This is a genomic window from Bacillus mycoides (assembly GCF_001757995.1).
GTDB classification, from domain to species: domain Bacteria; phylum Bacillota; class Bacilli; order Bacillales; family Bacillaceae_G; genus Bacillus_A; species Bacillus_A mycoides_B.
This window is the reverse complement of sequence record NZ_LXLV01000011.1, coordinates 14854-38368: the sequence shown is the minus strand read 5'-3', so window position 1 is coordinate 38368 and position 23515 is coordinate 14854. Positions and strand designations below refer to the sequence as shown.

Below are 23515 nucleotides of genomic sequence, written 5' to 3'. Positions count from 1 at the left end.
TCTTTTTATACTGTGAATAAAAAAACTTAACTTGTTCACAAGTTTTTCACATTTTATGGAAATGATATGTGTAAGTTTTCCACATTACCCATCTAGGAGGAGTTTACATGTATAAGAAAATCGCAGTAAGTATGACTATGGCAGCATTATTATGCGGAGTGTCTGTTTTCCCTGTTTCCGCTGCCCCGCCAAAAGAAGTAACACTGCATCACCATAAACCAATCTCAGAGGAAGAAATGCAGTCTCTCGAAAAACTCGGCTATAACAAACATGAAATTTGGAAAGCTGCGCACATTGCAAGAATAAGTAAAAAAGAAATTAAAGACGTTTTAGCTTACTATAAGCAAAATAAATCTTGGGAGAAAACAGCAGAGCATTTCGGTGTAGATCCAAGTAAATTAAAAAAGCATCATATGAATAAAGAAACGAAAAAAGCACTACTGCAAGAATTAGCAAATATGCAAAAGTCCACACCAGATGGACTAAAACAAAAAATGAAAGAGTATAACATAAGCTTACGTCAGCTCACGGTATTAACAATCATCGCTCAAAAAAGTAATACTTCTCTCGATGATGTACTGAAAATGAAAAAAGATGGGATGGATATTAAACAAATTGCGGAAAAACTAAATGTTAAAAAAGAAGATATACGGGCAGAAATGATTAAATTAGTGAAGTCTATTAAAGAAAAGAAAACAAATTAACATGCCAAAAAGGAAGAGATATTCATCCCTCTTCCTTTTCTTTATGAACTTTCAATTTTTAAGTATAAATTCCCGTATTCCCCAAAAACTAACAGAAGTCAATAATGTAGGTAAGGGGTGAGAAAATGTTTCGTTTTTCGTCTAAAAAGAATAAAAAAACAATCTGTTCCATTCCAGAATTTATCCAAACTATGAAAGGGTCTAGTGATTTCGTTTCTTATAACATCGTAGAAGATGGGACGTTATGTTTGTTTTACTATAAATCTACGGCTGAATCACTCCTCATTAATCGATTCATTTTAACACCTATAAAAAGAGAATTAGATCACATTGAAAATATAAATGATATAGCCAATATCGTCACACTTGAGGAGATTATCACCGGCCCTACTATTAATGATATTCGTGAAAAATTATTAAGTGGATATGTACTCATACAGCTGAAAAATGATTCTCAAACCGCAGAATATGCACTTATTCGTGCTGAAAGTTCAGTTTTAGGTACACGGCTATATAACGATACTGAAAATGAATATAGTGTCATCGGTCCAAAAGTCGGATTCGTTGAGAATATCGATACAAATATACACTTACTTCGGCGAAATATTGTCACAGAACAATTAGTTTTCAAAGAAGTTATAGTTGGTTCTATATCAAAAACAAAAGTCGTAGTTGCTTACATCGAAGGCATTACGAATGAGCAACACGTTAATACCGCGATGCAGCGCCTACAAGACATTGACTTTGATGTTCCTTTCGATGCAACTATGATCGAGCAGTTTATTTGCGATAATAGTAACTCTCCCTTCCCTGTTTTACTACCTACAGAGCGGTTAGATCGTTCTGTTTTTGCATTAATTAATGGCGGTGTCGTCATTTTAACAGACGGTTCCCCTTACGCATTAGCCGGACCGGCGACGTTACTCGATTTTTTTGTATCTCCAGAAGATTATTATTTACCATGGGTAGCGGGCTCATTTCTTCGAATGGTGCGGTTTTTCGGAGCGACATTTTCTCTATTTTCTTCAGCTATTTATACAGCTATATTAACGTATCACTATCAAATGATTCCTGCTGATTTACTGGGACCAATCATTTATTCAAGAGCAAATGTACCGTTTCCCCCTGTTTTAGAAGCTCTATTTTTAGAAATTACAATTGAGTTACTTCGCGAAGCAGGGGCACGATTACCGACAAAAGTTGGACAAACAATCGGTATTGTTGGGGGAATTGTAATTGGACAAGCATCTGTTGAGGCTGCTTTAACGAGTACTATTTTATTAATTGCGGTTGCATTATCTGCGCTCGCGTCTTTTACAACACCGACGGTAAAAATGTCTTCTACTATCCGGTTACTTCGATTTCCGCTCATCGTTTTAGCTGGAGCATTTGGCGGATTAGGTCTCATTGTCGGATTCGTCTTCATATTAGCTCATTTAATTCGTTTGAAATCACTTGGATCGCCATATTTATTACCTTTATACCCATTTCGAGGTTTAAAAACTGCGGAAGGGCTCCTTCGTTTACCATTTAGTCAAACCGCCGCACGTGCTTCTTTTCTTAGACCGAAATCAAAATGGCGCTATAATCCGGAAAAAGCGAAAACGAAACGTGATGGTGAAAAGAAATGAAAAAGATTTTACTATGCTTTACTATGATCCTTTTTACTTTCCAATCAGGTTGTATACAATCGAATATAGTAGACACACAGCGCATTATTCATGTAGGTGGATTTGATATAACGAAAGACAATAAATTTCGCGGGACAATTCTCTATCCAGATTATACAAAGGGCGTACAGTCAAATCCAGAAACTCAATCAACTACTGCAAGTACAGTTGAAACTATCTCTTCACAGTTAAACGCCAAATCACCACATACCATCGCCATAGGTCAAATGCGTGTTGCCCTATTCGGAAAATCATTTGGTGAACGTGGGCTTGGTGACATTATTAACAACTTACAACGTGACCCTAACATCGGCCGAGATGTACAGCTAGCACTTGTAGATGGATCAACAGAAGAGCTTCTCAAGCATGTTAAAACAAATGGATCGCTCTATCTTGCTGATTTACTTGAGCAAAATATAGAAACTGAAACGCTTCCTCGGACCGCTTTAAATATTTTTTTGTATAACTTTTATTCATCAGGGGGCGATCCATTTCTTCCCTATATTGAAATTGACGAAGACAAATCAGCTTCTATTAAAGGAATCGCTTTTTTAAAAAAAGATAAAGTGGCTATGTATACAGATAAAAAAGGCTCTTTTTTATTAAAATTACTCATTAATCCAACTAAAAATGGACGTTACGAAGTTCCGATACGTCAAGGTAAACATAACGGATTAATCGCTACTCAAAACTTATCTGGAAGAAGTGTCTGTAACGTTTCTCAAAACGGTAGTCTTCCGAAAGTTCACATCCACTTAAAACTAAATGGGCTCATAAAAAACACTCCTGATTGGCTTGATTTATCGAAGAAGGAGAATGTAACTTACGTAAAAAAACATGTAGAAAAAACACTAAAAAAAGATTTAAACGAATTAATAAAACAGTTCCAAGAAAAAGATATTGATCCAGTAGGCATACGTGAAGAAATTCGTAGTCACTCGAGAAAATGGAGTATGAAAGAAATTCAAAAAATGTACCCTAGCGTAGACGTTGCTGTTAATGTGCAAATTAATATCGTACAATCTGGTATCGGAGAATAATGAGGTGTTAAAATGGCTGAGCAAAATAAAAAGAATACTGTTTCTCCTTATTTCGTATTTCTTTTATTACACTCTCTTCAAATTGGAGTAGGTGTATTAGGATATCAACGAATTATTGCGCAACATGCTGGCTATGATGCTTGGATTTCCCTTATTGTTGCAGGTATTGCAACTCATATCGTATTATTTTGTATGCTTAAAATGTTAGAAAAAGATAATGATTTAATGAATATCCATATGACATGTTTCGGAAAATGGCTTGGTACCTTTCTTTCCGTTTGTTTCACCATATACCTTCTATTATTTTGCCTTACAGTTCTTCGTACATATATTGAGGTCATTCAAGTATGGGTCTTCCCTACAATTAAACCATGGAAATTAACTTTATTATTTTTATTCGTGACCTACTATGTTATAAAAGGCGGATTCCGCTCTGTAGCAGGAATATGTTTTTGGGGTATCATATTACCGATTTTTGTAGTACTGTTTTTAGTTTTCCCAATGAAATATGCACATTTCCGTAACATTTTACCTATACTCACACATTCTCCTGTAGAAATTTTAACTTCAGCGAAAGCTTCTGCTTTAGAGTTTCTTGGATTTGAGGCGATTCTTATCTTTTATCCGTTAATTGAAAAAGGGAAATCCTTAAAAAAGTGGGCCCATGGCGGCATAGCCTTCTCAACCATTCTATATGTACTCTTGGCAATTGTTTCTTTTATGTACTATAGCCAAGGGCAATTGCATCATACCATTTGGCCTACATTAACGATGTTAAAAATTATTAAAGTTCCCTTCATTCAGCGATTTGAATACATCATTATTTTCGTATGGTTCCTTATTATTTTACCTAACCTTTGTTTAACGATTTGGTCTTCTTGCCGTACTATTAAATGTTCTTTTCACATACCATTTAAAATTACATTGCCACTTTTTATCACAAGTGTATTTATTTCATCCTTATTTTTTACAAACCGTGAGAGTATCAATACATTAAATACAGTATTATCCCAAATAGGCCTGTATATTGTCTACGCTTATGTACCGATTTTATTTCTATTCCATTCACTACGGTGGCGCTTCAAAAATAAGTCGAAAAAATCTTCTCCCGACACCCCATGATATTTGATACAATTTTATTAATACATTTGTAAAGGGGACAAGCGAATGAAAAAGTATGTATTTTCTTTACTTGTAGTACTGAGCTTAATTCTTACTGGATGCGGGAGTACTGGTACAAATGAAAAAAAATCTTCTGAATCAAAAGAAGAGCATGACCACGCATCGCACACTCAGCAAGCTGACATTCAAGAAAAGACAAAAGGAGTCGACACACTTCCGGCCTTCCTAGACAAACTTGATCCACAAATGAAAGACATCTATACTGTCGCTGGACAAAATGCTGAACTATTGGATTGGATTCCTTGTTACTGCGGGTGTGGTGAAAGTGTAGGACATAAAAATAATAAAAATTGCTTTATTCGTGAAATCAAAAAGAATGGTGAAGTTGTTTGGGATTCCCATGCAACAACTTGTGTAAATTGCTTAGAAATCGCAGTTGAATCTGCTTCGATGAAACAAAAAGGAAAATCAACGCTTGAAATTCGTAATTATATTGATAATAAATACAAAGAAGGATATGGGAAACCAACACCTACGCCAATGCCAAAAGCTTAAAAAACGAGGAGACTCCTCGTTTTTTTCTTTTCATTCACTTTTTTTCTTAACAAATTCTTTCAAGTGTATTTCTCCTCGCTTGTCACACACTATATATAACTCTTCGGTAAGGAGGGTACACAGTGCAAACATATAACGACTATGACAAAGCTCTCTATTACACGTATTGCTGTAATTGGGATAAACTACTCGTTTTAATGGTTCAAACGAATGATCAACTATTTTCTAAGCGTATTGAACACTTTTTACACGCTTATCAATACAGTAAAGAATTGCCAGAAGTTGACAAACAATTGCAGCTCCTATTTCAATATATTGACCATGCATCCCAGAAGTCACATGTAGAAGAAGTAGTAGAGCAAATTCAAATGTAAAATATAGCGCTATTCTCTCTTAGAGAATGGCGCTTTTTTGAACATTTTTATATCAATAAAAGTTTTCTTTTACAAAACTTTTATTGATAAACATATTTTCTCTTTCTTTTCTGTGCTACTTCATACTATAATTTAGTATGTAACTATTATAAGTGAGGTATAAAATATGGGACGAGAAAAAAAGCAAGAGTATGCTTTATTTACTGCATGGGGAGCTTCTTTTATTGCTACGCTAGGTAGCCTATACTTTTCCGAAATCATGAAATTTGAGCCTTGTGTCCTTTGTTGGTATCAACGTATCTTTATGTATCCATTCGTTTTATGGCTCGGCATTGCTGTAGTAAAAAAAGATTATCGTATTGCAAGTTATTCCTTACCAATTGCAAGTATTGGTGCTTGTATTTCTTTATATCACTATGCAATTCAAAAAATTTCAGCACTATCAGCTGCAGGAGCAGCTTGCGGACGCGTACCTTGTACGGGAGAATACATAAACTGGTTCGGCTTTGTGACAATCCCGTTTTTAGCACTTATCGGCTTTATCACAATCGCTATTTGCAGCTTTATTGTAATTAAAAACAAATAAGGAGATGAAAGAATGAAAAAAATGCTTATATTTGGCGGTATTATTATCATCTTATTCGCAGCAATTTTTGCTGTAACACAAATGGAAAAGAAAAGCGCATCGACAAATGAAAAAGATTACTACTCAAATAAAATTTCTCTTGAGAATCTCAATAAAAATTTAGAAGATAAAAAAGAACAAACAGTATACTTTTATCAAACATCTTGCGTTCATTGCCAAAAATTATCTCCTATCGTAGTACCAATGGCTAAAGACTTGAATGTTGATATGAAAGTTATGGATATTGAAAAATTAGATGCTCCTTGGGATGAATATAAAATTACAGGAACTCCAACAATCATTCATTTTAAAGATGGCAAAGAAGTAAGCCGTATTAGCGGTGAACAACCGAAAGAAAAGTTCAAAGAATGGTTTGAGCAAACAAAAAAATAATAAGAAAAGGAAACTCCTTCTATACATGAAATGGGTGTAAAATCCCACACTAATGTATGAGGAGGGGGTTTTATGCCAGAAGTGAAATGCTCGGTTTCCAATTGTTCATTTTGGGGACAAGGTAACTTTTGTCAAGCAAGTGCAATTGTTGTTCAACCTGATGCACAAGAAGCAGGTCAAATTGAAAACAGTTCGTATACAAGCGCTACTTTAACAAACGAGACGCTTGAAAGTTCTGTAACAACGAGTGTAGAAACGTGTTGTCATACATTTAAACCGAAATATTAAACGTAAAAGCATACGATTAGTCGTATGCTTTTTTACATTCCCCTCCAAACATCATGCATCATAAAAAAGTACAAAATAACGAGAAGGACCGTCCCGCATAAAGTAATGCGTCGATATACACTCTTCTCCCCTTCCCTCGCTTTAACAAATGCCCAAATAAATCCGACGAACAATATTAAATCAATATATGGAACATAAAAGGAGAAGACGAGTAACGCATATAAATACACGATAAATAAACAAGTCGTGATTAAGAAAATTTTAAATGCAAATTCACTTTTCATAATGTGACCGCCTCCCAATCTGTACTGTATTATATTCACCAAAACATAATAGTTGCTGTTTCAATTTTTTCATCTTACTATTTGTAGACACGCGATTGGTATGAAATCAATAAAAACAACTAAACTTCATCACAAATAAGCTACCGCCTATACACGGTAGCTATTATGGAATATTATATTTCCGCTTATATATATTACTTAAAATCGAATAAGGTAATTGCTCATAACGAATTTTTTCTCCCGTTTCCTCTACAATATACAAATTGTTTCCTATATAATAGGTTCCATCTTTTCGTTTGGAATACACTGCGTATTTTTCATTTGGCAATACCGTTTTTACTTTCGTTAATTGTCCATTTGGTTCTTGCCAATATATATTTACACGATCTACTAACGTAAGCATTCCAATTTGTTCTTCTTCTACTTTACGACCATTCCAGCTCACAACACGATAACCAAGCTTATAAGCTTCATATTCGGGACTCGTATGAAAACGAGAAATAATTACTTTTGTCTGTAATTGTACCCGGTCGTATAACCATTGTATGTCCCGATCGTGCATGCGAATACAACCATTTGATTCCCGACTTCCAATCGTTCCTTCACGATTTGTCCCGTGAATGGCATATTCCTTTTTATCCAGACCTAGCCATCTTGTACCGAGAGGATTATTCGGTGCACCCCCAGGTATTTTTTTACGATGGTATTCTTTATTTTTATATTTAGTTATAATACAAAAATTCCCTTCAGGCGTCGGGGTGCTATCTCTTCCTGTCGTTATCGGAAAAGTTCTAGTATAGTTTCCCTCTTCAAAAAAAGACAGCTGATTCGTCGTAAGGTTAACTAATATTAAATGATCTGTATTAGCAAAAACGCTAGCTGGCAGGCAGAAAAATAGGATTACGATAAACCATACTTTCTTCATCTAAATCCTCCCTAGCACTAACATCATAATAAAGTGAAACTTTAATCAGTGGGGGTTCTGTTCATCCCCCACTGATTATTAGCCTTCACCAATCGGGCGTTTACGGGCAGCCCGACTCCCATCTAACTTCTTTTCTCCAGCCAAATTTTGAGGTGGAGTCTTACTGTCCGCAAATAGCGGGATAAATGCAATTAGCTTTACTTTGCTCTTATAAATGAAAACTATCCATTTACAATAACGCCACCATTTACATGTATCATTTGCCCTGTCACATATGCCGAATCACTAGACGCCAAATATACATATGCAGGCGCTAATTCATACGGCTGACCAGGCCTTTGCATAGGAACATTGCTCCCAAACTGTGATACTTTTTTCTCATCAAAACTGGATGGAATAAGCGGTGTCCAAATTGGGCCTGGTGCAACACCATTTACACGAATTCCTTTTTGTACTAACGACTGAGATAGCGATCTTGTAAAAGCGACAATTGCTCCTTTCGTTGCAGAATAATCGATCAACGTTTCATTTCCTTCATACGCAACGATAGATGCCGTGTTTATAATTACATCACCTTGCTTTAAATGAGAGAGTGCTGCTTTTGTAACATGAAAATAAGAAAAAATATTAATACGGAATGTCGTTTCTAGCTGTTCCGCTGTGATATACTCTAGCCCTTGCTGCGGATATTGCTGTGCGACGTTATTCACAAGAACATTTAAACTTCCCAGCTGCCGGGCGGTCTCTTCCACAATATCTTTACAATGTTGTTCAATACTCAAATCCCCCGGCAGTAATACACAATCCACGCCTTCTTTTTCAACAAGTTGTTTCGTCACATTTGCATCTTCATCCTCATCTAAATAAGCAATCGCAATATTTGCTCCCTCTTTTGCAAAAGCGATGGACACAGCTCGTCCAATCCCACTATCTCCCCCTGTAATTAACACATTCTTTCCTTTTAACTTTTCGCTTCCTTTATAATTTGGATCTTCAAACTTTGGAAGAGGATTCATTAACGATTCAATACCAGGCTGTTTATTTTGATGCTGCGCTGGCATCGTTAAAAAGTTTTTTTGCTGCGGCATAACTTCCTTCAACTCCTTTCCCCTTATAATGTGCACAATAATAAAAACTACTTACACATTAAAAAACCGCTATTCACACGCAATTTTACGGTTAATATTCGAATTTAAGACATAAAATATGAGTTATTCTAAAGTTTTTATGCAAAACTATTGCAAAATAGATAAAAAACGAATATTATATATAACTGTTGTGAAAATTATTCGTAAAAAGAAAGGATGTTTATATGTTTAACCTTTCAAAACATAAAACTTCTATTAAAACTGAAATTATGGCAGGTATTATTACCTTTTTAACAATGGCATATATCATTGTCGTAAACCCTGTCATCCTTGGGGATGCAGGCGTTCCATTTGAACAAGCATTTACAGCTACAATTATCGCCGCTGTTGTCGGAACATTATTTATGGCAATCTTTACAAACTTACCAATCGCAATTGCACCGGGTATGGGATTAAATGCTTATTTCTCTTATTCTGTTGTAAAAGCTCATGAAGGCATGACTTTCGCGATTGCATTCTCTGCTGTATTCGTAGCAGGTATGATTTTAATTTTGTTATCATTCACATCTTTCCGTACGAAATTAATGGAAGTAATTCCTGAAAACTTAAAACATGCACTTACTGCTGGTATCGGTCTTTTTATTGCTTTTATCGGTTTGCGCTTAACGGGAATTGTTACAAAAAATGATGCAAACTTAGTTGGGCTTGGTGATCTTCACTCTGCTCCAGTTCTACTAGCATTAGCTGGCCTTGGAATTACAATTATCCTTATGTCTTTAAATATAAACGGGGCACTATTTATCGGAATGTTATTAACTGGTATTATCGCTTACTTCACAGGGCAATTAACGTTCTCAAACGGCGTTACATCAATGCCTGGATTACCAGAAGGAATTATCGTTTCAAATCCAATTACTGCTGTATCTGATGTAATTAACTACGGATTATACGGCGTTGTGTTCTCATTCTTCCTCGTTACACTATTTGATACAACTGGAACATTACTTGGTGTAGCACAACAAGGTGGATTTATGAAAGATGGAAAGCTTCCAAAAGCAGGACGAGCTCTTCTATCTGACTCATTCTCAGCAACAATTGGAGCTATGTTCGGAACAACACCATCAACAGCTTACATTGAATCATCTGCTGGTGTTGCAGCTGGTGGTCGTACTGGTTTAACAACTGTTACAGTAGCTGTTCTATTTGCATTAGCAGCATTCTTCGGACCGTTAGTGAGCGCTGTTTCTGGCGTTTCAGCTATTACAGCACCATCATTAATTATCGTTGGTAGTCTTATGATGGGCTCAGTTCGCCACATCGATTGGGATACATTCGATGAAGCATTCCCAGCATTTTTAGTAATCTTAAGCATGCCACTTACATCAAGTATCTCAACAGGTATTGCACTTGGATTTATTTCATACCCACTTATGAAAGTGGCAAAAGGACAATTCCGTGCTGTTCACCCACTTGTGTATTTATTCGGGATCTTGTTCGCTTATCAATTAGTTTTCTTACCACATTAAAAACCCTCGTTATGAGGGTTTTTTTATAAATAAAAAAGTAGAGCATCGAATTCCGATGCTCTACTTTTCTTTTGCAACAATTACGCGAACTACTTTCAATACAAGAAGTAAGGAAAAGTTCGCTATTGCCGTAACTCCTAAGAAGATTGCTATCATAAGCTCTCCCATTCCGTTATTAAATACAAACGTAATAGAAGAAATGAAAGCCAAAATAAACAATATGAACGCTGGTATATATTTAATAAACGGCTTCTCATATGATCTTTTAGAAAGAAAAAACGTCATTAACAATGTCATAATAAAAACAAAATATACCGCAAATAAAAAAATCATATGAAAGCCTCCTCTACGCCTAAACTACTTAACTATGAAAAATATAAAAGGAGTTAAAAATCTTTAATACTTTTCATTCGCCTGTAATTCTTTACTATACTTTTGAATGAAAACTGAAGAAACAACCATCACCATTCCTACACTAAACCCAATAAGCTGATCCAATAGCATTTCATCATGAATCAACAAGCGAAGTAGAAATACACCACCAAAAATAAGCATTGCAGTAAATCCAGTATGTCTAAGTCCTTTATATACATTTTTCATATGTATCATTCCTTCACACACTTTTATCCATATTATACCATAAAAATTATTGAATATTGCCATCAAGCAAACGTATCGTCCTCTGGCAATATTCAGCTACCTTTTGATCATGTGTAACAACTAGTACCGTTTTTCCTTGTTTATTAATTTCTTTTAAAATGCTCATAATTTTTTTCCCATTTTCTTGATCAAGAGCACCAGTCGGCTCATCTGCTAAGATAATTTTTGTATCTTGCGCTAATGCTCTTGCTATCGCTGTCCTTTGCTGTTCTCCTCCTGATAACTCGTAAGGATATTTATTTATATGCTTCTCCAAACCTACCATCTCAAGCATTCTTTTTGATATTTGCATACGTTTCTTATGAGAAATTCTTCTATATACAAGTGGAAGCATTACATTTTCAATAATTGTATAATCATCTAGTAGCGAAAAGTTCTGAAACACAAATCCAACTTCCTTATTTCGATACTTATGATAGTTTGACTTTAATTTACTAGTATCCATTCCATCTAAAAAATATTTTCCAGTAGAGGGACTATCAATTAAGCCAATAATGTTGAGAAGAGTAGATTTCCCCGAACCAGATGGCCCCATAATAGCTATCATTTCACCTTTTTCTATTGTAAGATTAATATCTTTTAAAGCATTAAAATTCTCCTTTCCAAACTCCTTAGCTACATTTGCGAGCTGAATCATCTATAACACCTCTTTCATATATGTATTTTTTATTTTTAATACATTGAAGTAAATGATTGCATATATAATGAGGATCATTATAATTGATAACGTACTTATAACGATTAATGATTCTTTAGAGACTTTTAGCGTTCCAAAGAAAGATACGGTACTATTTTCTAGCCCTTTCTGAATTTCAGTTGCTCCGCTATTCTCCCATTGAAAATATGCAGTTCCTATATATATCGATAATATGAATATCAGCATATACTCAATAATAAACGGAAGACATATTTGAAAAGTACTTGCTCCTAATGCTGATTTAATAGAAATATTTTTACACTCCATATAAAGCGCTGCCATTGATGTTAATAAAATAGATATAAATGAAAAAGATAAGACTGTACCACTTAATAATAAGGGGTATGACATATTATCAATGCCTTGCTTTTCGTTTTCTAACAATTTATTCGGATTTGTAACATAATACGAATACCCCTTACCTTCTGTTAACTTTAATACTTTCCTTTGAAATTCATTTATATCCATTTTCTCATTTATTTCTATAATTAACCCATTATATAAAAGCTCTACACTGTGGAATTCTATTTCTTCTGTTCCAATTGGTAAAATAGCCATGTCATCTAATAATGTAATACGATTGTCTAATATTTCACCACTCCTAGGATGTATAAAGGATGAATTTTTTTCTAAAAAACCAATTACTTTTAGTTTCGTTTTTCCAGATGGTATGACATCACCAATAGATACTTTTTCTTTATAATTAGCACCTAATATAACAGGCCTAATATTAAATACTGATTTATGAAATTCCCATTCCTCAAAATATCTTCCTTGTGAAAGTCGTATATGAAAATATTTATTAATACCTTTATCAACAAGCAGAGTCTTTATCGTTTCATTTTCTTTATTTAAGGTAAATGAATATTCACGAAACAAATAATTTGTTGTATTTGTAATTGGTATCGTATTAGATAAACCTTGAATGAAATGTTGATAGTCATTTTTTGCTTTTTCTTCGCTAAACAACGTTATATCTTGTGTTGCATAAAGTTCATAGAAATTTTCATTAGTCGATAAACTGTTTGCTACTGTCATCATTTTTCGATATCCCGAAAGGTTACTAATAAATTCTATAGCTGAAGAAAATGCAATAACTAAAGAAATTACTATAATCACACTCGGTAACAGCCGTTTTTTCATAGACCGTATAGAATCAAATATAAAAAACATGAAGACCTCCTATGTTCTTAAATGTTTTCCGGGATATATATTTATAATGTGCTTGATCGGAATTAAAGTAACAAACATTGTAAGAAATATTATAAAACCAACATTACATATCAATACATATAGTGTTAACGGTTTTAATAAGTATGTCTGAAAATACGTATGAATTGTTCCAGAAAATATTTCTAAAGTAAGAAAAACCAACAACATCGCTGCTAGAGAAACAAACAAAATTTGAATATATAGTTCGCAGTAAATAGATCTATTAGACGCACCTACTGCCTTTTTTAATGAAATCTCCCTTTGTTTCTTATAAATCCAAAATAAGACTGCGGAAATGCCAGAAACTATTGCAACAAGAATAAACTTATAATAATACTTATTTGCTGAATCTATATCTGTTACATTTAGTTCCTGAAGATCTCGTTCATTCAGTATTTGAGCCTCTCCCGAAAGCACTTCTTTGCTCCTATTTATAAACGTTTTTATTTCCTTATGAATAGATGATGTAGGGTTAACAACTGTTAATTGTAATTGTTTACTAGCGATAATACCTTTTTTAGATATATTAGGTAAGTTTTGAAGTGGAATGTATATGTCTGATACACCGACATCACTGTCTTTCCTCGATACAGTTCCTATTTTTTTATATGTATCATCAAATTCATATAATTCCTCTACATTTGTTTGATCACCAACAACCATATCACTTGAATTTCCACGATGAAAATATTGCCCTTCAGAAATATATGGCGTCCAATAATAATCATCTTTTAAGTTCAAAGCTATGATTTTTATTGCACCTGAACTATTCAATGCTTTTAAATTCTCTACGTAAATATCACTTTTTACAAAAGTATCTTGAATGAAAGGAATGATTGATTCAAGCTCTGTTTCATTATCTATAGGAACTGTTAACATTTGATTCTTTTCTGGAAAGCCGATTTGAAAAGCAGATATGAAATTTCGTTTAGATTCCGTTAAAAGCGCGGCAACTGATATAGAAAGAAAAGAAATAAAAAATGACATCAGAAGAATTACGGAAAACAGTTTGTTGCTTTTTATATTTTTAAAAGCTAAATACATACTTTGGCTCCTTTTAAATAAGAAGGAGATGATATACATCCCCTTCTCCTTATCCAAATATTTATAAAGACAACTGTTTAATGTTTTTTACCACTGTAATCGTAAGTTACCATTACTATCAAAAGTACCTTTGTGTGTATCTTCTTGATAGTCATTATTCTCATTAGCATAATGCTCAGAGTAGAGTCCTTTTGCACCAAAGGCGTTATATGCACCATTACTAACAGTAGCATTTAATGCTCTTCCAGATTCATGGGATCCTAACTTATCCGAGGCGCTTTCAATATATGAATAACTTCCTTTTGAATTAATAAAAGAAATCGCTACTGAACAGCGAGATGCATTTTGATTCGTAGTCGTTTGAGCTCTGTAAGATAGTAGATTACCGCTTTTGTGACCACTTAAAGTTGGATAGAATGCACTTGTTGAGATTGATGTTGCTAATAATACTAAAGTCGTAATTGAAAAAACCTTTCCTTTCATTAACAATCACCTCATAAATTAAATAGTTTAGTAGCGCTACATCGTCATAATACCCTTCAAGCAAATTTTTCTCAATAATAAACCCATATGTTTTACAAACTCTTTAAACACTTAAACATTAATACATTTTTAAAAAGTAACGTATAAGTAGCAATACAAAAAAGGCTGCAGAGAACTCCTTCTCCACAGCCTAATTATTATTTTTGCAAAAACGCCTGTAAATCTGCAAATTGTCTCTTTGCATCTTCATATCCTTGCTCATATAAACTTTGTAATTTTGTCGCATCTTTTTCCATACGATCTACTTGAAGCGGCACTTCTGGGCGAATAACAAATAAATTACCCGCTTGCTCTTCTTTTTCAATGTAGTGAAGTGTTTCATTATACACTTCATAACGAGTTAGCATCGTATTAACAAGGTTCGGGTATTTTTTATAAGCTTTCGCTGCAATCCAGCCAAATTTTGATTTTTCCTTTGCGTAACCATGGTTTCTCGTTAAAATAACGACTGATTTTTTAAATCCATCCTCTTGCGCTTTACGAACTGGAATTGGATCAGAAATCCCGCCATCTAACAATTGCTTACCACGGTAGTTTACTACTGGTGCAATGAAAGGTAATGAACTAGACGCTTGTAATAAATTTAGCGCATCATCATTCGTTCCCTCTTTTTCAAAATAAACAGACTGTCCTGTTTCACAATCCGTTGTTCCTACAAGGAAGCGTTCGGGACTATTAAAGTATGTTTCAAAATCAAACGGCACATGCTTTTCTGGTATTTCATGAAAAATGAAATCCATATCAAATAACTGACGTTTTCTCCATAAGTTTTTATACGATAAATACTTCGGATGTGATACATAATCAATATTGACCGTTTTATTTCTATTTCTTTGTCTGGAAAGATACGACGCTGCATGACAAGCACCAGCTGATACACCGACTACATATGGAAAATATAAATCTTGTTCCATAAAGTATTCTAATATCCCGCCCGTATATACACCACGCATACCGCCGCCTTCTAATACTAACCCCGTATTTTCAAGCATGTTATTCTCTCCTCTTTATATATATTGACTCTTTAATTATTCACTATGTTAAGTATCTTTTTCTATTATATATGAGTTCTTTCAGAAATTATATTTAAAAGGCTTGAAATGGAGGGATTTTTTTCTTCCAATTATATTTCCAAATGACCAGAGACATCCTTTATAAACCTTTGAATAAAATCTTGCTCTTCTTTCGTATATCCATCTAAAAGTAACAGCCAATTTTCTTCAGCTTGTTTATGCAACTTTTCATGAGCTTTATATATTTCATTTCCGCTTTCCGTTAAGCGAAAGAAAATTTCTTTTTGATTATCTAACATTTGCATCTTCTCAACGAATTGCTTTTGAAACAACTTTGTACAAATTTTAGAGATTGCACCCTTCGTCATTCCCATTTCTGTCGTAATAGCCGTTACATTCATGAGACCATTTTGTCCGATACACTCGATAACATGTAACTCAGATAAAGACATACCACTTACACCTGTCTCACGAAGAAACTTCTCATTATTTTCTTTCAAATGCTCTTCTTTTTTATGAAAAAGTGTACGAATATCCGAAAGTATTTCCATTTGTTTCGCTGTACGTTCCAATCCGCTCGCCTCCTAAGTTTCCAAAGAAACAATTTAACTATATACCATTTTAAAATCATTTCCCCATCTTTACAAGTGAGAAAATCATGTTAAAATAAATTTAGTTTCCAAGGAAACTAAATAAAAAGGAGGTTAACATTATGGAAAAAACCAAACTGAATTTCATTTTATATGTTATCTGTATGAGTGCCTTACTCGGTTCCTTCGCTCAAAATATTTACACACCGATCTTACCGACGATTCAAAATTCGTTTCATACTTCTCTTTATCTTGTAAATTTAACCGTTTCACTTTTCACATTCGTTCTTGCGATTATGCAGCTCATATACGGACCTTTAATTGATACAAAAGGAAGAAAATCTGTCCTTATCCCTAGTTTAATTATTAGTACAATCGGCTCAATTGGTTGTGCTTTCTCACCAAACATTTACTTATTTCTATTTTTTAGAGCTGTTCAAGCTTTAGGAATAGCAGCTATACCTGTAGTTGCAGCAACGATTATCGGTGATTTATTTGAAGGAAAAGAACGCGGAGAAGCGATGAGCCTTTATCAAATGTTACTTGCTCTCGCACCTGCGATCGGCCCTCTCATAGGTGGTTATCTCGGCAGTATAAATGGCCACTTATCCGTATTTCTGTTTTTATCTACAATTGGCATCATCTTATTAATTATAAACATTTCACTACTTCCAGAAACAAAACCAAATGTAATTGAGCAACCTAAAGCAAAAAAGAATTACTGGCTTATCTTAAAAAACAAAACTGGATTTTCCATTACACTTATTGGCTTTATTCAATTTTGTATGTATTTCTGTTTCCTCGTTTTTTTACCTAGCATATTAACAAATATATTTCATCTACACGCAAGTAAAATTGGTCTTATGTTTGTACCAATGTCCCTTTCTATTATGTTAGGAAGTTATTGCTACAAATTTTCACAAAAACGGTTCACAACAAAGCAAGCTTTATTCATTACTAGTTTCTTCAATATTATATGTATCACTTTATTCTCTTTCACATATAGCATCAATATCCCAATCATCATTATCGTTACCTCTTTATACGGTTTTAGCATGGGACTCTCTATGCCAACTCACACTACTTTATTAACGGAAGAATTCGTACAAGAACGCGCAACAGCTATCGGTATGTACAACTTCATTCGCTATTTTGGCATGGGGACAGGACCTATTGTAGGTGGGTTTCTTTTATTTAATCAAAATTACTTTTGGATTTTCTTTATAGGAGCAGTTACATTTCTACTTATAGTTTTATACGCAATGAAAATGTTACGTTTCTCTACCGCACAAAAAGCAAAATAGAGCCCCCGAAAGGTGGGCTCTATTTAAGCTCTTTGATCCGCAACAATATGAATATCAATATACTTCGTTTGCCTCATAATTTCATTTACAATAGAACCTTTTCGAATTTCTTCCCATCTTGTTCTCGCCGATTGTCCGAGTAAAACTTGTGTTACTTGTAGTCTGTTCGCGACTTCAATAATAACATCCGCTGGCTTTCTTCCTTTCGCCTCTTCTAACACAAAACTCGCATCAAATTGATTCGTCAGCGACTTCCACTCTTCAATTGTTTGCTTTTTACCAGCTGAAATAGAATCTATATTTTCCCTTTCTACATTTAATACATACAATTCAGCATTTAACCGATCTGCCATGCGCCAACCTCTCCGTATTAATTTCTCTGCTGTTGAACTGTATTGTACACAAACGAGAATTTTTTCCTTTACACCAATCGGTTCTATAACTGTTTGGCTAATTTTCTCATCCATATCATCTGCAACTTCGCGAAGCGATAATTCCCTTAGTGCCCCTAAATTATTAAGCGTAAAGAAGTTTTGTAAGCTTTGCCCTATTTTTTCTTCTTTATATATCTTTCCGTCTATTAATCTCTTCCTTAGCACTTCCGGCGTTGCATCAACAAGCTGAATTTCATTTGCTTTTTGCAGAATAAAATCTGGAATACGCTCTCTTACTTTTACATTCGTAATTTGAGCTACAATGTCATGAACGCTCTCTAAATGTTGAATATTAAACGCTGATAATACGGATATACCGGTATCTAACAATTCTTGAACATCCATGTAACGTTTTTTATGTTTGGAACCTGGTATATTACTATGTGCGAGTTCATCCACTACAACTACTTGCGGCGCACGCTTTATAATTCCTTCCACATCAAGCTCATAAAACACCTTTCCTTTATACTGTATTTCTTTTAAAGGAACTTTTTCTAAATCAGCAATTGCTTCCTCCGTCTCGATTCTCCCATGTGTTTCAATTAAACCAATGACAATATCCATACCATCTTTTTTCATCTCTCTTGCATCAAAAAGCATTTTATAACTTTTCCCTACTCCTGGGGCAGCCCCTACGTATAGCTTTAACTTTCCACGATTTTGTTGACGAATGTATTCTAAATATTCCTCTGGCGTTCGCCTTTGAAACGTCGGTTTATAGTCATCTGCATACAAAACACTCACAACCTTTCTTGCGAAACAACGCTACCTCAATCCGTTAGATTGAGGTAGCACTTTTACTATTTCATTAATTTCTGTAATTCTAAATTTAACTTTAAGACGTTTATACGATTTTCTCCAAATAAACCGAGTGCAGCACCTTCCGTTTGATCCTTAATCAATTGATTCAGCTTTTCTTTCGGAATATTCGTTAATTTCGAGATGCGATCCACCTGTATGGCAGCTGCCTGTGGACTAATATCAGGATCTAGCCCTGAACCTGAGTTTGTCACTAAATCTATCGGTACTTCTGTAACTGGAACGGTTGGATTCTGTTCTTTCCAGTCTGCAACACTTTTCTCAACTCGTTTCTCTAAATCTGGATTAGACGGTGCATAGTTATTTGAACCAGACGCCTCTGCCTTATATTCTATACTAGAGACACGTCCATGAAAATAACGTGGATCTGTGAAATTTTGACCGATTAATTTTGAACCAACTACTTCATCTTTATCATTATATATAAGACTTCCATCCGCATTATCCTTCATTACCGCTTGCGCAATACCAGTTACAATAAGCGGGTATACGAGGCCACACAAAACTAAAAATGTAAAAGTAATACGAATAATTGGTGATAGTATACTTTGTTTCTTCGCCATCTTTTTCCCCTCTTCCTTATATGAACAAGCCGACAATCATATCAATTACTTTAATTCCAATGAACGGAACGATAACCCCGCCCAGCCCGTAAATGAGTAAGTTTCTGCTAAGCAATGCATTAGAACTCATCGGTTTATATGCAATACCTTTCATCGCTAACGGAATTAGTAATGGAATAATAACTGCATTAAATATTAATGCTGATAAAATCGCTGAAAGTGGCGATGTTAATTTCATAATGTTTAATGCTTCCATTTGCGGAATTGCTAATGTAAACATCGCTGGAATAATAGCAAAGTATTTCGCAATATCATTCGCAATACTAAACGTCGTTAACGCACCACGCGTCATTAACAATTGCTTACCAATTCCTACAACCTCAATAATTTTTGTTGGATTCGAATCTAGATCAATCATATTCGCTGCTTCTTTCGCAGCTGTCGTACCACTATTCATCGCTAATCCAACGTCCGCCTGTGCTAATGCCGGAGCATCATTTGTACCATCACCTGTCATCGCTACAAGTTTTCCTTTATCTTGCTCTGCTTTAATAACCGCAATTTTATCTTCTGGTTTGCACTCGGCAACGAATTCATCTACCCCTGCTTCTTTTGCAATCGTTGCTGCTGTTAACGGATTATCACCTGTACACATAACTGTTTTAATTCCCATTTGACGTAATTGTTCAAAACGTTCACGCATACCAGGTTTCACTGTATCCTTTAAATATATTAAACCGTAAATACGATTGTCTACTGCAACTACAAGTGGTGTTCCGCCTTCTTTTGAAATTAAATCTGCTTTTTGATTCACATCTTTCGGAATCATCCCGCCTTGCGATTGAACCCATTCAATCACGGCACCAACAGCACCTTTTCTCACTTTCGTTCCATCCTGTAAATCGACACCGCTCATTCTTGTTTCTGCTTTAAATGGAACAAATTCACCTTGTTCTGCAATTTCTCTATTATATGATATAGATTTCGTTTGTACATATTCTATAACAGATCGACCTTCTGGTGTTTCATCTAAAACTGAGCTAATCGCAGCCCATTTTCCTACTTGCTCAATCGTTTCATTTCCTACTGGTAGCAGTGTATGTGCCATCCGGTTCCCGAAAGTAATCGTACCTGTTTTATCTAAAATAATTGTATTAATATCACCCGCAGCTTCTACTGCTTTCCCTGACATTGCTAGCACATTAAACTTTGTCACGCGGTCCATCCCGGCAATACCAATTGCCGATAATAACCCACCAATTGTCGTTGGAATTAAACAAACTAACAATGCTACAAGTACAGCTGTATCAATTTGAAACCCTAAATAATTTGTAAAAATCGGCAACGTCACAACAACGATTAAGAAAATAAGCGTTAAACTCGTTAATACTGTATTTAAAGCAATCTCATTCGGCGTTTTTTGACGTGCAGCTCCTTCTACTAAAGAAATCATTTTATCAATAAACGATTCACCAGGATTACTCGTAATGACAATCGTAATCTCATCACTTACGACCATCGTACCTCCTGTTACGGAACAAAAATCGCCGCCTGCTTCTTTTATTACAGGAGCTGATTCCCCTGTTATTGCAGATTCATCTACAGACGCTAATCCTTTAATCACTTCACCATCATTTGGAACCATTTCTCCTTGTTTTACAATAACGACGTCACCTTTTCTTAGATCAGTTGCTGAAACTTGAACGATGTCTCCATTTTCTTTTACAACATTTGCAAATACATCTTTCTTCGATTGTTTTAAAGAATCGGCCTGTGCTTTACCACGACCTTCAGCTAACGCTTCTGCAAAGTTAGCAAATAAAACTGTAAATAATAGAATAAGAGAAACTGTTATATTAAACCATCCTGGTACACTACTAGAACTGCTTGGGAGAAAGGATAAAATGAACGTAATGATAAACCCAATTTCCACAATGAACATAATAGGATTCTTTATCATTACTTTCGGATTCAATTTCGCAAAGGATTGTTTCATCGCATGCGTCACGATATCACGATCCAGCGTTTTCGCTTGTCTAACTTCATCTTCTACAGCGTGTATTTGTGACTGATTTACTTGTTTTTCTTTTACTACTACCGGTCTCATTATTTACCCTCCATTACTTCAATGTAAGAAATTCTGCAATTGGGCCAAGTACTAACATCGGGAAGAATGTTAACGCACCGACAATTACAATCGTTCCGATGAAGATGCCACCAAATAAACCATTATCTGTACGGAACGTTCCAACTGTTTCTGGTACGACCGTCTTCTCTTTCAACGAAGCTGCCACAGCTAGCATCGTAATTAAGCTGAAATAGCGCCCTAAAAACATAACTAAACCCGTCGTAATATTCCAAAACGGTGTATTATCTGCTAATCCTTCAAATCCAGATCCGTTATTCGCAGCTGATGATGTATACTCATAAACAACTTGCGTTAAACCGTGGAAACCGGAATGAGAAATCGCATCCGTCCCTAAATTTGTTGAAAGAGCTAATGCTGAAAACCCTAAAATAAGTAATGGATGAAATAATATCGTTACCGCAATTAATTTCATTTCCTTACCTTCAATTTTCTTACCTAAAAACTCTGGCGTCCGTCCCACCATTAACCCAGATATAAAGACCGCAATAATCGCGTACATAATAATGTTCACAAATCCTGCTCCAACGCCGCCGTATACTGTATTTAACATCATATTTACGAGTGGTACTAATCCGCCAATTGGTGTTAACGTATCATGCATCGTATTAACGGCCCCTGTTTCAGCAGCTGTCGTTACTGTCGCATAAAGAGAAGAAAATACTGTTCCGAACCTTACTTCTTTTCCTTCTGTACTTCCTTGTACATGTTCGATACCCATTCCATTTAAAGCTGGATTTCCATGTAATTCAGATGTCGTAATCGTTATAAATCCTAGTAAAAATACCATGAATAGTGAAACGAAAAGGATACGACCTTGTTTTTTATTTCCTACCATTCGTCCGTACGTAAATGGAAGTGCTGTTGGCAATAACATCATAAGCATCATTTGTAAAATATTGCTCATTTGTCCTGGGTTTTCGAAAGGATGTGTAGAATTTGCCCCGAAAAATCCACCGCCGTTATTTCCAAGTTCCTTAATGGAAACGAATGATGCAACTGGCCCACGTAAAATACTTTGCTTCGCACCATCAATTGTTTGTGCTGTAACTGCCCCGTCTAACGTTTGTGGTACACCAAGTGCGACAAAGACTAGCGCTGCAATAAATGCGATAGGAAGAAAAACTCTCGTTAACGCTCTCGTAAAATCAACGAAAAAGTTACCGAGTTCTTTTCCAGCGAGTCCTCTTATAAAAGCCATAACGAGTGCTAACGTCGTTGCTGGTGCCGCAAACATTAAAAATGTAATCCCGATTAATTGTGATAAATAAGATAAGCCATTTTCACCGCTATAATGCTGTAAGTTTGTATCAGCCATAAAACTAATTGCTGTATTAAAAGCGAGCGTAGGCTCCATTCCCTCAATATGTGCTGGATTTAATGGCAATACACCTTGTAATCTGAAAATGAAATATACGACAACAATCATAAATCCATTTAATAAAACTAATGATAATGCGTACTGTTTCCACGTTTGATTGTATTCTTTTACACCCGTAATTTTAAAAATAAGTTTTTCAAAAGGCCCGAATACTTTATCTAGCGTCTTACTACCTTGAAAAGCTTTTTCTAAATAAATCCCCATTGGCTTTGCTACTAAAATAAACAAGAGCATTGTAATAACGACTGCAACCCAAATCATAATGAATGATTCCCCCTAATTAAAACTTTTCTGGATTTAATAATGCGTACACTAAGTACACCGTAATCGCTGCAACAATAACCGATAAGGCAATCATCATGATTGCTTCCCTTCTTTCACAACTTTATCTGACCAACTTGCAAGACTCGCCATCGATGCGACTAACCCAACAAAAATCCCGATCATTACAACATCTAACATAACTACCCCTCGCTTTTGTTAAAATTTACCATTTAGTTATCAAAAAAAGAACA

Annotated in this window: 28 protein-coding genes; 11 read left to right on the top strand and 17 right to left on the bottom strand. The window is 35.0% G+C overall.

All coding sequences use genetic code 11. The features are described 5' to 3' along the window. Positions 1 to 107: 107 nt before the first annotated feature. The 9 genes from BWGOE10_RS03695 (at position 108) to BWGOE10_RS03655 (ending at position 6771) form a co-directional block, all read left to right on the top strand. Complete coding sequence (locus BWGOE10_RS03695; RefSeq protein ID WP_070140958.1) at positions 108 to 704, top strand: hypothetical protein; 597 nt, start codon at positions 108 to 110, stop codon at positions 702 to 704. Positions 705 to 829: 125 nt separating this feature from the next. Further along, positions 830 to 2335 carry a spore germination protein gene (locus BWGOE10_RS03690; protein ID WP_070140957.1) on the top strand — a complete coding sequence of 502 codons (1506 nt, stop codon included), beginning with the start codon at positions 830 to 832 and terminating at the stop codon, positions 2333 to 2335. Continuing rightward, on the top strand, positions 2332 to 3414 hold the full coding sequence (locus tag BWGOE10_RS03685) for a Ger(x)C family spore germination protein (protein WP_070140956.1): 1083 nt from the start codon (positions 2332 to 2334) through the stop codon (positions 3412 to 3414). The genes BWGOE10_RS03690 and BWGOE10_RS03685 overlap by 4 nt, the downstream gene beginning before the upstream one ends. 12 nt (positions 3415 to 3426) lie before the next feature. Continuing rightward, entirely contained in the window at positions 3427 to 4536 is a 1110-nt protein-coding gene (locus BWGOE10_RS03680) for a GerAB/ArcD/ProY family transporter (protein WP_070140955.1), read from the top strand. 45 nt (positions 4537 to 4581) lie between these two features. Beyond that, the gene (locus tag BWGOE10_RS03675) at positions 4582 to 5091 is read left to right on the top strand and encodes a PCYCGC motif-containing (lipo)protein (RefSeq protein WP_002186740.1); all 510 of its coding nucleotides are present in this window, start codon (positions 4582 to 4584) and stop codon (positions 5089 to 5091) included. 122 nt (positions 5092 to 5213) lie between these two features. Continuing rightward, entirely contained in the window at positions 5214 to 5465 is a 252-nt protein-coding gene (locus BWGOE10_RS03670; protein ID WP_002150460.1) for a YhdB family protein, read from the top strand. 166 nt (positions 5466 to 5631) lie between these two features. Beyond that, complete coding sequence (locus tag BWGOE10_RS03665) at positions 5632 to 6051, top strand: disulfide oxidoreductase (RefSeq protein WP_002150462.1); 420 nt, start codon at positions 5632 to 5634, stop codon at positions 6049 to 6051. Between the two features lie 12 nt (positions 6052 to 6063). After that, positions 6064 to 6483: a thioredoxin family protein gene (locus BWGOE10_RS03660; protein ID WP_070140954.1), complete on the top strand. Its 420-nt coding sequence runs from the start codon at positions 6064 to 6066 to the stop codon at positions 6481 to 6483. 72 nt (positions 6484 to 6555) lie between these two features. After that, positions 6556 to 6771, top strand: coding sequence for a DUF1540 domain-containing protein (locus BWGOE10_RS03655; protein ID WP_002010693.1), 216 nt, complete (start codon positions 6556 to 6558; stop codon positions 6769 to 6771). 32 nt (positions 6772 to 6803) lie between these two features. Here BWGOE10_RS03655 and BWGOE10_RS03650 read toward each other — a convergent pair whose 3' ends face one another. The 3 genes from BWGOE10_RS03650 to BWGOE10_RS03640 form a co-directional block, all read right to left on the bottom strand. Continuing rightward, the gene (locus tag BWGOE10_RS03650) at positions 6804 to 7055 is read right to left on the bottom strand and encodes a hypothetical protein (RefSeq protein ID WP_002029881.1); all 252 of its coding nucleotides are present in this window, start codon (positions 7053 to 7055) and stop codon (positions 6804 to 6806) included. 163 nt (positions 7056 to 7218) lie between these two features. After that, positions 7219 to 7980 carry a L,D-transpeptidase gene (locus BWGOE10_RS03645; protein ID WP_070140953.1) on the bottom strand — a complete coding sequence of 254 codons (762 nt, stop codon included), beginning with the start codon at positions 7978 to 7980 and terminating at the stop codon, positions 7219 to 7221. Positions 7981 to 8201: 221 nt separating this feature from the next. Then, entirely contained in the window at positions 8202 to 9068 is an 867-nt protein-coding gene (locus tag BWGOE10_RS03640) for an SDR family oxidoreductase (protein ID WP_070140981.1), read from the bottom strand. 224 nt (positions 9069 to 9292) lie between these two features. Here BWGOE10_RS03640 and BWGOE10_RS03635 point away from each other — a divergent pair, with 224 nt between their 5' ends. Next, positions 9293 to 10594, top strand: a complete 1302-nt coding sequence (locus BWGOE10_RS03635) for an NCS2 family permease (RefSeq protein WP_070140952.1) — start codon at positions 9293 to 9295, stop codon at positions 10592 to 10594. Positions 10595 to 10654: 60 nt separating this feature from the next. Here the strand turns inward: BWGOE10_RS03635 and BWGOE10_RS03630 are convergent, their stop codons facing one another. The 8 genes from BWGOE10_RS03630 to BWGOE10_RS03595 form a co-directional block, all read right to left on the bottom strand. Beyond that, the gene (locus tag BWGOE10_RS03630) at positions 10655 to 10927 is read right to left on the bottom strand and encodes a sugar ABC transporter ATPase (RefSeq protein ID WP_070140951.1); all 273 of its coding nucleotides are present in this window, start codon (positions 10925 to 10927) and stop codon (positions 10655 to 10657) included. 63 nt (positions 10928 to 10990) lie between these two features. After that, a complete protein-coding gene (locus BWGOE10_RS03625; RefSeq protein ID WP_070140980.1) occupies positions 10991 to 11203 on the bottom strand; it encodes a hypothetical protein in 213 nt (70 codons plus the stop codon). A gap of 37 nt (positions 11204 to 11240) precedes the next feature. Further along, on the bottom strand, positions 11241 to 11891 hold the full coding sequence (locus BWGOE10_RS03620) for an ABC transporter ATP-binding protein (RefSeq protein WP_070140950.1): 651 nt from the start codon (positions 11889 to 11891) through the stop codon (positions 11241 to 11243). Next, on the bottom strand, positions 11892 to 13124 hold the full coding sequence (locus tag BWGOE10_RS03615; RefSeq protein ID WP_070140949.1) for an ABC transporter permease: 1233 nt from the start codon (positions 13122 to 13124) through the stop codon (positions 11892 to 11894). Positions 13125 to 13133: 9 nt separating this feature from the next. Beyond that, positions 13134 to 14207 (bottom strand): ABC transporter permease, encoded by a 1074-nt coding sequence (locus BWGOE10_RS03610; protein WP_070140948.1) that lies wholly within the window; start codon positions 14205 to 14207, stop codon positions 13134 to 13136. 87 nt (positions 14208 to 14294) lie between these two features. Continuing rightward, complete coding sequence (locus BWGOE10_RS03605) at positions 14295 to 14690, bottom strand: hypothetical protein (protein WP_000676986.1); 396 nt, start codon at positions 14688 to 14690, stop codon at positions 14295 to 14297. Positions 14691 to 14887: 197 nt separating this feature from the next. Then, on the bottom strand, positions 14888 to 15742 hold the full coding sequence (locus BWGOE10_RS03600; protein ID WP_070140947.1) for a patatin family protein: 855 nt from the start codon (positions 15740 to 15742) through the stop codon (positions 14888 to 14890). A gap of 131 nt (positions 15743 to 15873) precedes the next feature. After that, on the bottom strand, positions 15874 to 16335 hold the full coding sequence (locus BWGOE10_RS03595; RefSeq protein WP_070140946.1) for a MarR family transcriptional regulator: 462 nt from the start codon (positions 16333 to 16335) through the stop codon (positions 15874 to 15876). A gap of 140 nt (positions 16336 to 16475) precedes the next feature. On the opposite strand from BWGOE10_RS03595, the gene BWGOE10_RS03590 reads away from it, so the two are divergent. Further along, on the top strand, positions 16476 to 17657 hold the full coding sequence (locus BWGOE10_RS03590) for an MFS transporter (RefSeq protein ID WP_070140945.1): 1182 nt from the start codon (positions 16476 to 16478) through the stop codon (positions 17655 to 17657). A 23-nt stretch (positions 17658 to 17680) separates the two neighbouring features. Here the strand turns inward: BWGOE10_RS03590 and kdpDN are convergent, their stop codons facing one another. Genes kdpDN through BWGOE10_RS03560 form a run of 6 tightly spaced genes read right to left on the bottom strand, consistent with a single transcriptional unit; the run spans position 17681 to position 23462 of the window. Then, on the bottom strand, positions 17681 to 18835 hold the full coding sequence (gene kdpDN / locus BWGOE10_RS03585; RefSeq protein ID WP_098786235.1) for a KdpD-like non-kinase potassium sensor: 1155 nt from the start codon (positions 18833 to 18835) through the stop codon (positions 17681 to 17683). 56 nt (positions 18836 to 18891) lie between these two features. Continuing rightward, the gene (kdpC, locus tag BWGOE10_RS03580) at positions 18892 to 19473 is read right to left on the bottom strand and encodes a K(+)-transporting ATPase subunit C (RefSeq protein ID WP_070140943.1); all 582 of its coding nucleotides are present in this window, start codon (positions 19471 to 19473) and stop codon (positions 18892 to 18894) included. A 16-nt stretch (positions 19474 to 19489) separates the two neighbouring features. Next, positions 19490 to 21580 carry a potassium-transporting ATPase subunit KdpB gene (kdpB, locus tag BWGOE10_RS03575; RefSeq protein ID WP_070140942.1) on the bottom strand — a complete coding sequence of 697 codons (2091 nt, stop codon included), beginning with the start codon at positions 21578 to 21580 and terminating at the stop codon, positions 19490 to 19492. 13 nt (positions 21581 to 21593) lie between these two features. Beyond that, on the bottom strand, positions 21594 to 23261 hold the full coding sequence (gene kdpA / locus BWGOE10_RS03570) for a potassium-transporting ATPase subunit KdpA (RefSeq protein ID WP_070140941.1): 1668 nt from the start codon (positions 23259 to 23261) through the stop codon (positions 21594 to 21596). Positions 23262 to 23280: 19 nt separating this feature from the next. After that, complete coding sequence (gene kdpF / locus BWGOE10_RS03565; protein WP_000972378.1) at positions 23281 to 23361, bottom strand: K(+)-transporting ATPase subunit F; 81 nt, start codon at positions 23359 to 23361, stop codon at positions 23281 to 23283. Continuing rightward, a complete protein-coding gene (locus BWGOE10_RS03560; protein ID WP_000887888.1) occupies positions 23358 to 23462 on the bottom strand; it encodes a SipW-dependent-type signal peptide-containing protein in 105 nt (34 codons plus the stop codon). Before BWGOE10_RS03560 ends, kdpF begins: the two co-directional genes overlap by 4 nt. Positions 23463 to 23515: the final 53 nt, after the last annotated feature.

Coding starts and splice junctions, on each gene's coding strand:
- BWGOE10_RS03695 (WP_070140958.1), top strand. CDS start 108: ATGTATAAGAAAATCGCAGTAAGTATGACTATGGCAGCATTATTATGC.
- BWGOE10_RS03690 (WP_070140957.1), top strand. CDS start 830: ATGTTTCGTTTTTCGTCTAAAAAGAATAAAAAAACAATCTGTTCCATT.
- BWGOE10_RS03685 (WP_070140956.1), top strand. CDS start 2,332: ATGAAAAAGATTTTACTATGCTTTACTATGATCCTTTTTACTTTCCAA.
- BWGOE10_RS03680 (WP_070140955.1), top strand. CDS start 3,427: ATGGCTGAGCAAAATAAAAAGAATACTGTTTCTCCTTATTTCGTATTT.
- BWGOE10_RS03675 (WP_002186740.1), top strand. CDS start 4,582: ATGAAAAAGTATGTATTTTCTTTACTTGTAGTACTGAGCTTAATTCTT.
- BWGOE10_RS03665 (WP_002150462.1), top strand. CDS start 5,632: ATGGGACGAGAAAAAAAGCAAGAGTATGCTTTATTTACTGCATGGGGA.
- BWGOE10_RS03660 (WP_070140954.1), top strand. CDS start 6,064: ATGAAAAAAATGCTTATATTTGGCGGTATTATTATCATCTTATTCGCA.
- BWGOE10_RS03655 (WP_002010693.1), top strand. CDS start 6,556: ATGCCAGAAGTGAAATGCTCGGTTTCCAATTGTTCATTTTGGGGACAA.
- BWGOE10_RS03650 (WP_002029881.1), bottom strand. CDS start 7,055: ATGAAAAGTGAATTTGCATTTAAAATTTTCTTAATCACGACTTGTTTA.
- BWGOE10_RS03645 (WP_070140953.1), bottom strand. CDS start 7,980: ATGAAGAAAGTATGGTTTATCGTAATCCTATTTTTCTGCCTGCCAGCT.
- BWGOE10_RS03640 (WP_070140981.1), bottom strand. CDS start 9,068: ATGCCGCAGCAAAAAAACTTTTTAACGATGCCAGCGCAGCATCAAAAT.
- BWGOE10_RS03635 (WP_070140952.1), top strand. CDS start 9,293: ATGTTTAACCTTTCAAAACATAAAACTTCTATTAAAACTGAAATTATG.
- BWGOE10_RS03630 (WP_070140951.1), bottom strand. CDS start 10,927: ATGATTTTTTTATTTGCGGTATATTTTGTTTTTATTATGACATTGTTA.
- BWGOE10_RS03625 (WP_070140980.1), bottom strand. CDS start 11,203: ATGATACATATGAAAAATGTATATAAAGGACTTAGACATACTGGATTT.
- BWGOE10_RS03620 (WP_070140950.1), bottom strand. CDS start 11,891: ATGATTCAGCTCGCAAATGTAGCTAAGGAGTTTGGAAAGGAGAATTTT.
- BWGOE10_RS03615 (WP_070140949.1), bottom strand. CDS start 13,124: ATGTTTTTTATATTTGATTCTATACGGTCTATGAAAAAACGGCTGTTA.
- BWGOE10_RS03610 (WP_070140948.1), bottom strand. CDS start 14,207: ATGTATTTAGCTTTTAAAAATATAAAAAGCAACAAACTGTTTTCCGTA.
- BWGOE10_RS03605 (WP_000676986.1), bottom strand. CDS start 14,690: ATGAAAGGAAAGGTTTTTTCAATTACGACTTTAGTATTATTAGCAACA.
- BWGOE10_RS03600 (WP_070140947.1), bottom strand. CDS start 15,742: ATGCTTGAAAATACGGGGTTAGTATTAGAAGGCGGCGGTATGCGTGGT.
- BWGOE10_RS03590 (WP_070140945.1), top strand. CDS start 16,476: ATGGAAAAAACCAAACTGAATTTCATTTTATATGTTATCTGTATGAGT.
- kdpC (WP_070140943.1), bottom strand. CDS start 19,473: ATGGCGAAGAAACAAAGTATACTATCACCAATTATTCGTATTACTTTT.
- kdpB (WP_070140942.1), bottom strand. CDS start 21,580: ATGAGACCGGTAGTAGTAAAAGAAAAACAAGTAAATCAGTCACAAATA.
- kdpA (WP_070140941.1), bottom strand. CDS start 23,261: ATGATTTGGGTTGCAGTCGTTATTACAATGCTCTTGTTTATTTTAGTA.
- kdpF (WP_000972378.1), bottom strand. CDS start 23,361: ATGATGATTGCCTTATCGGTTATTGTTGCAGCGATTACGGTGTACTTA.
- BWGOE10_RS03560 (WP_000887888.1), bottom strand. CDS start 23,462: ATGTTAGATGTTGTAATGATCGGGATTTTTGTTGGGTTAGTCGCATCG.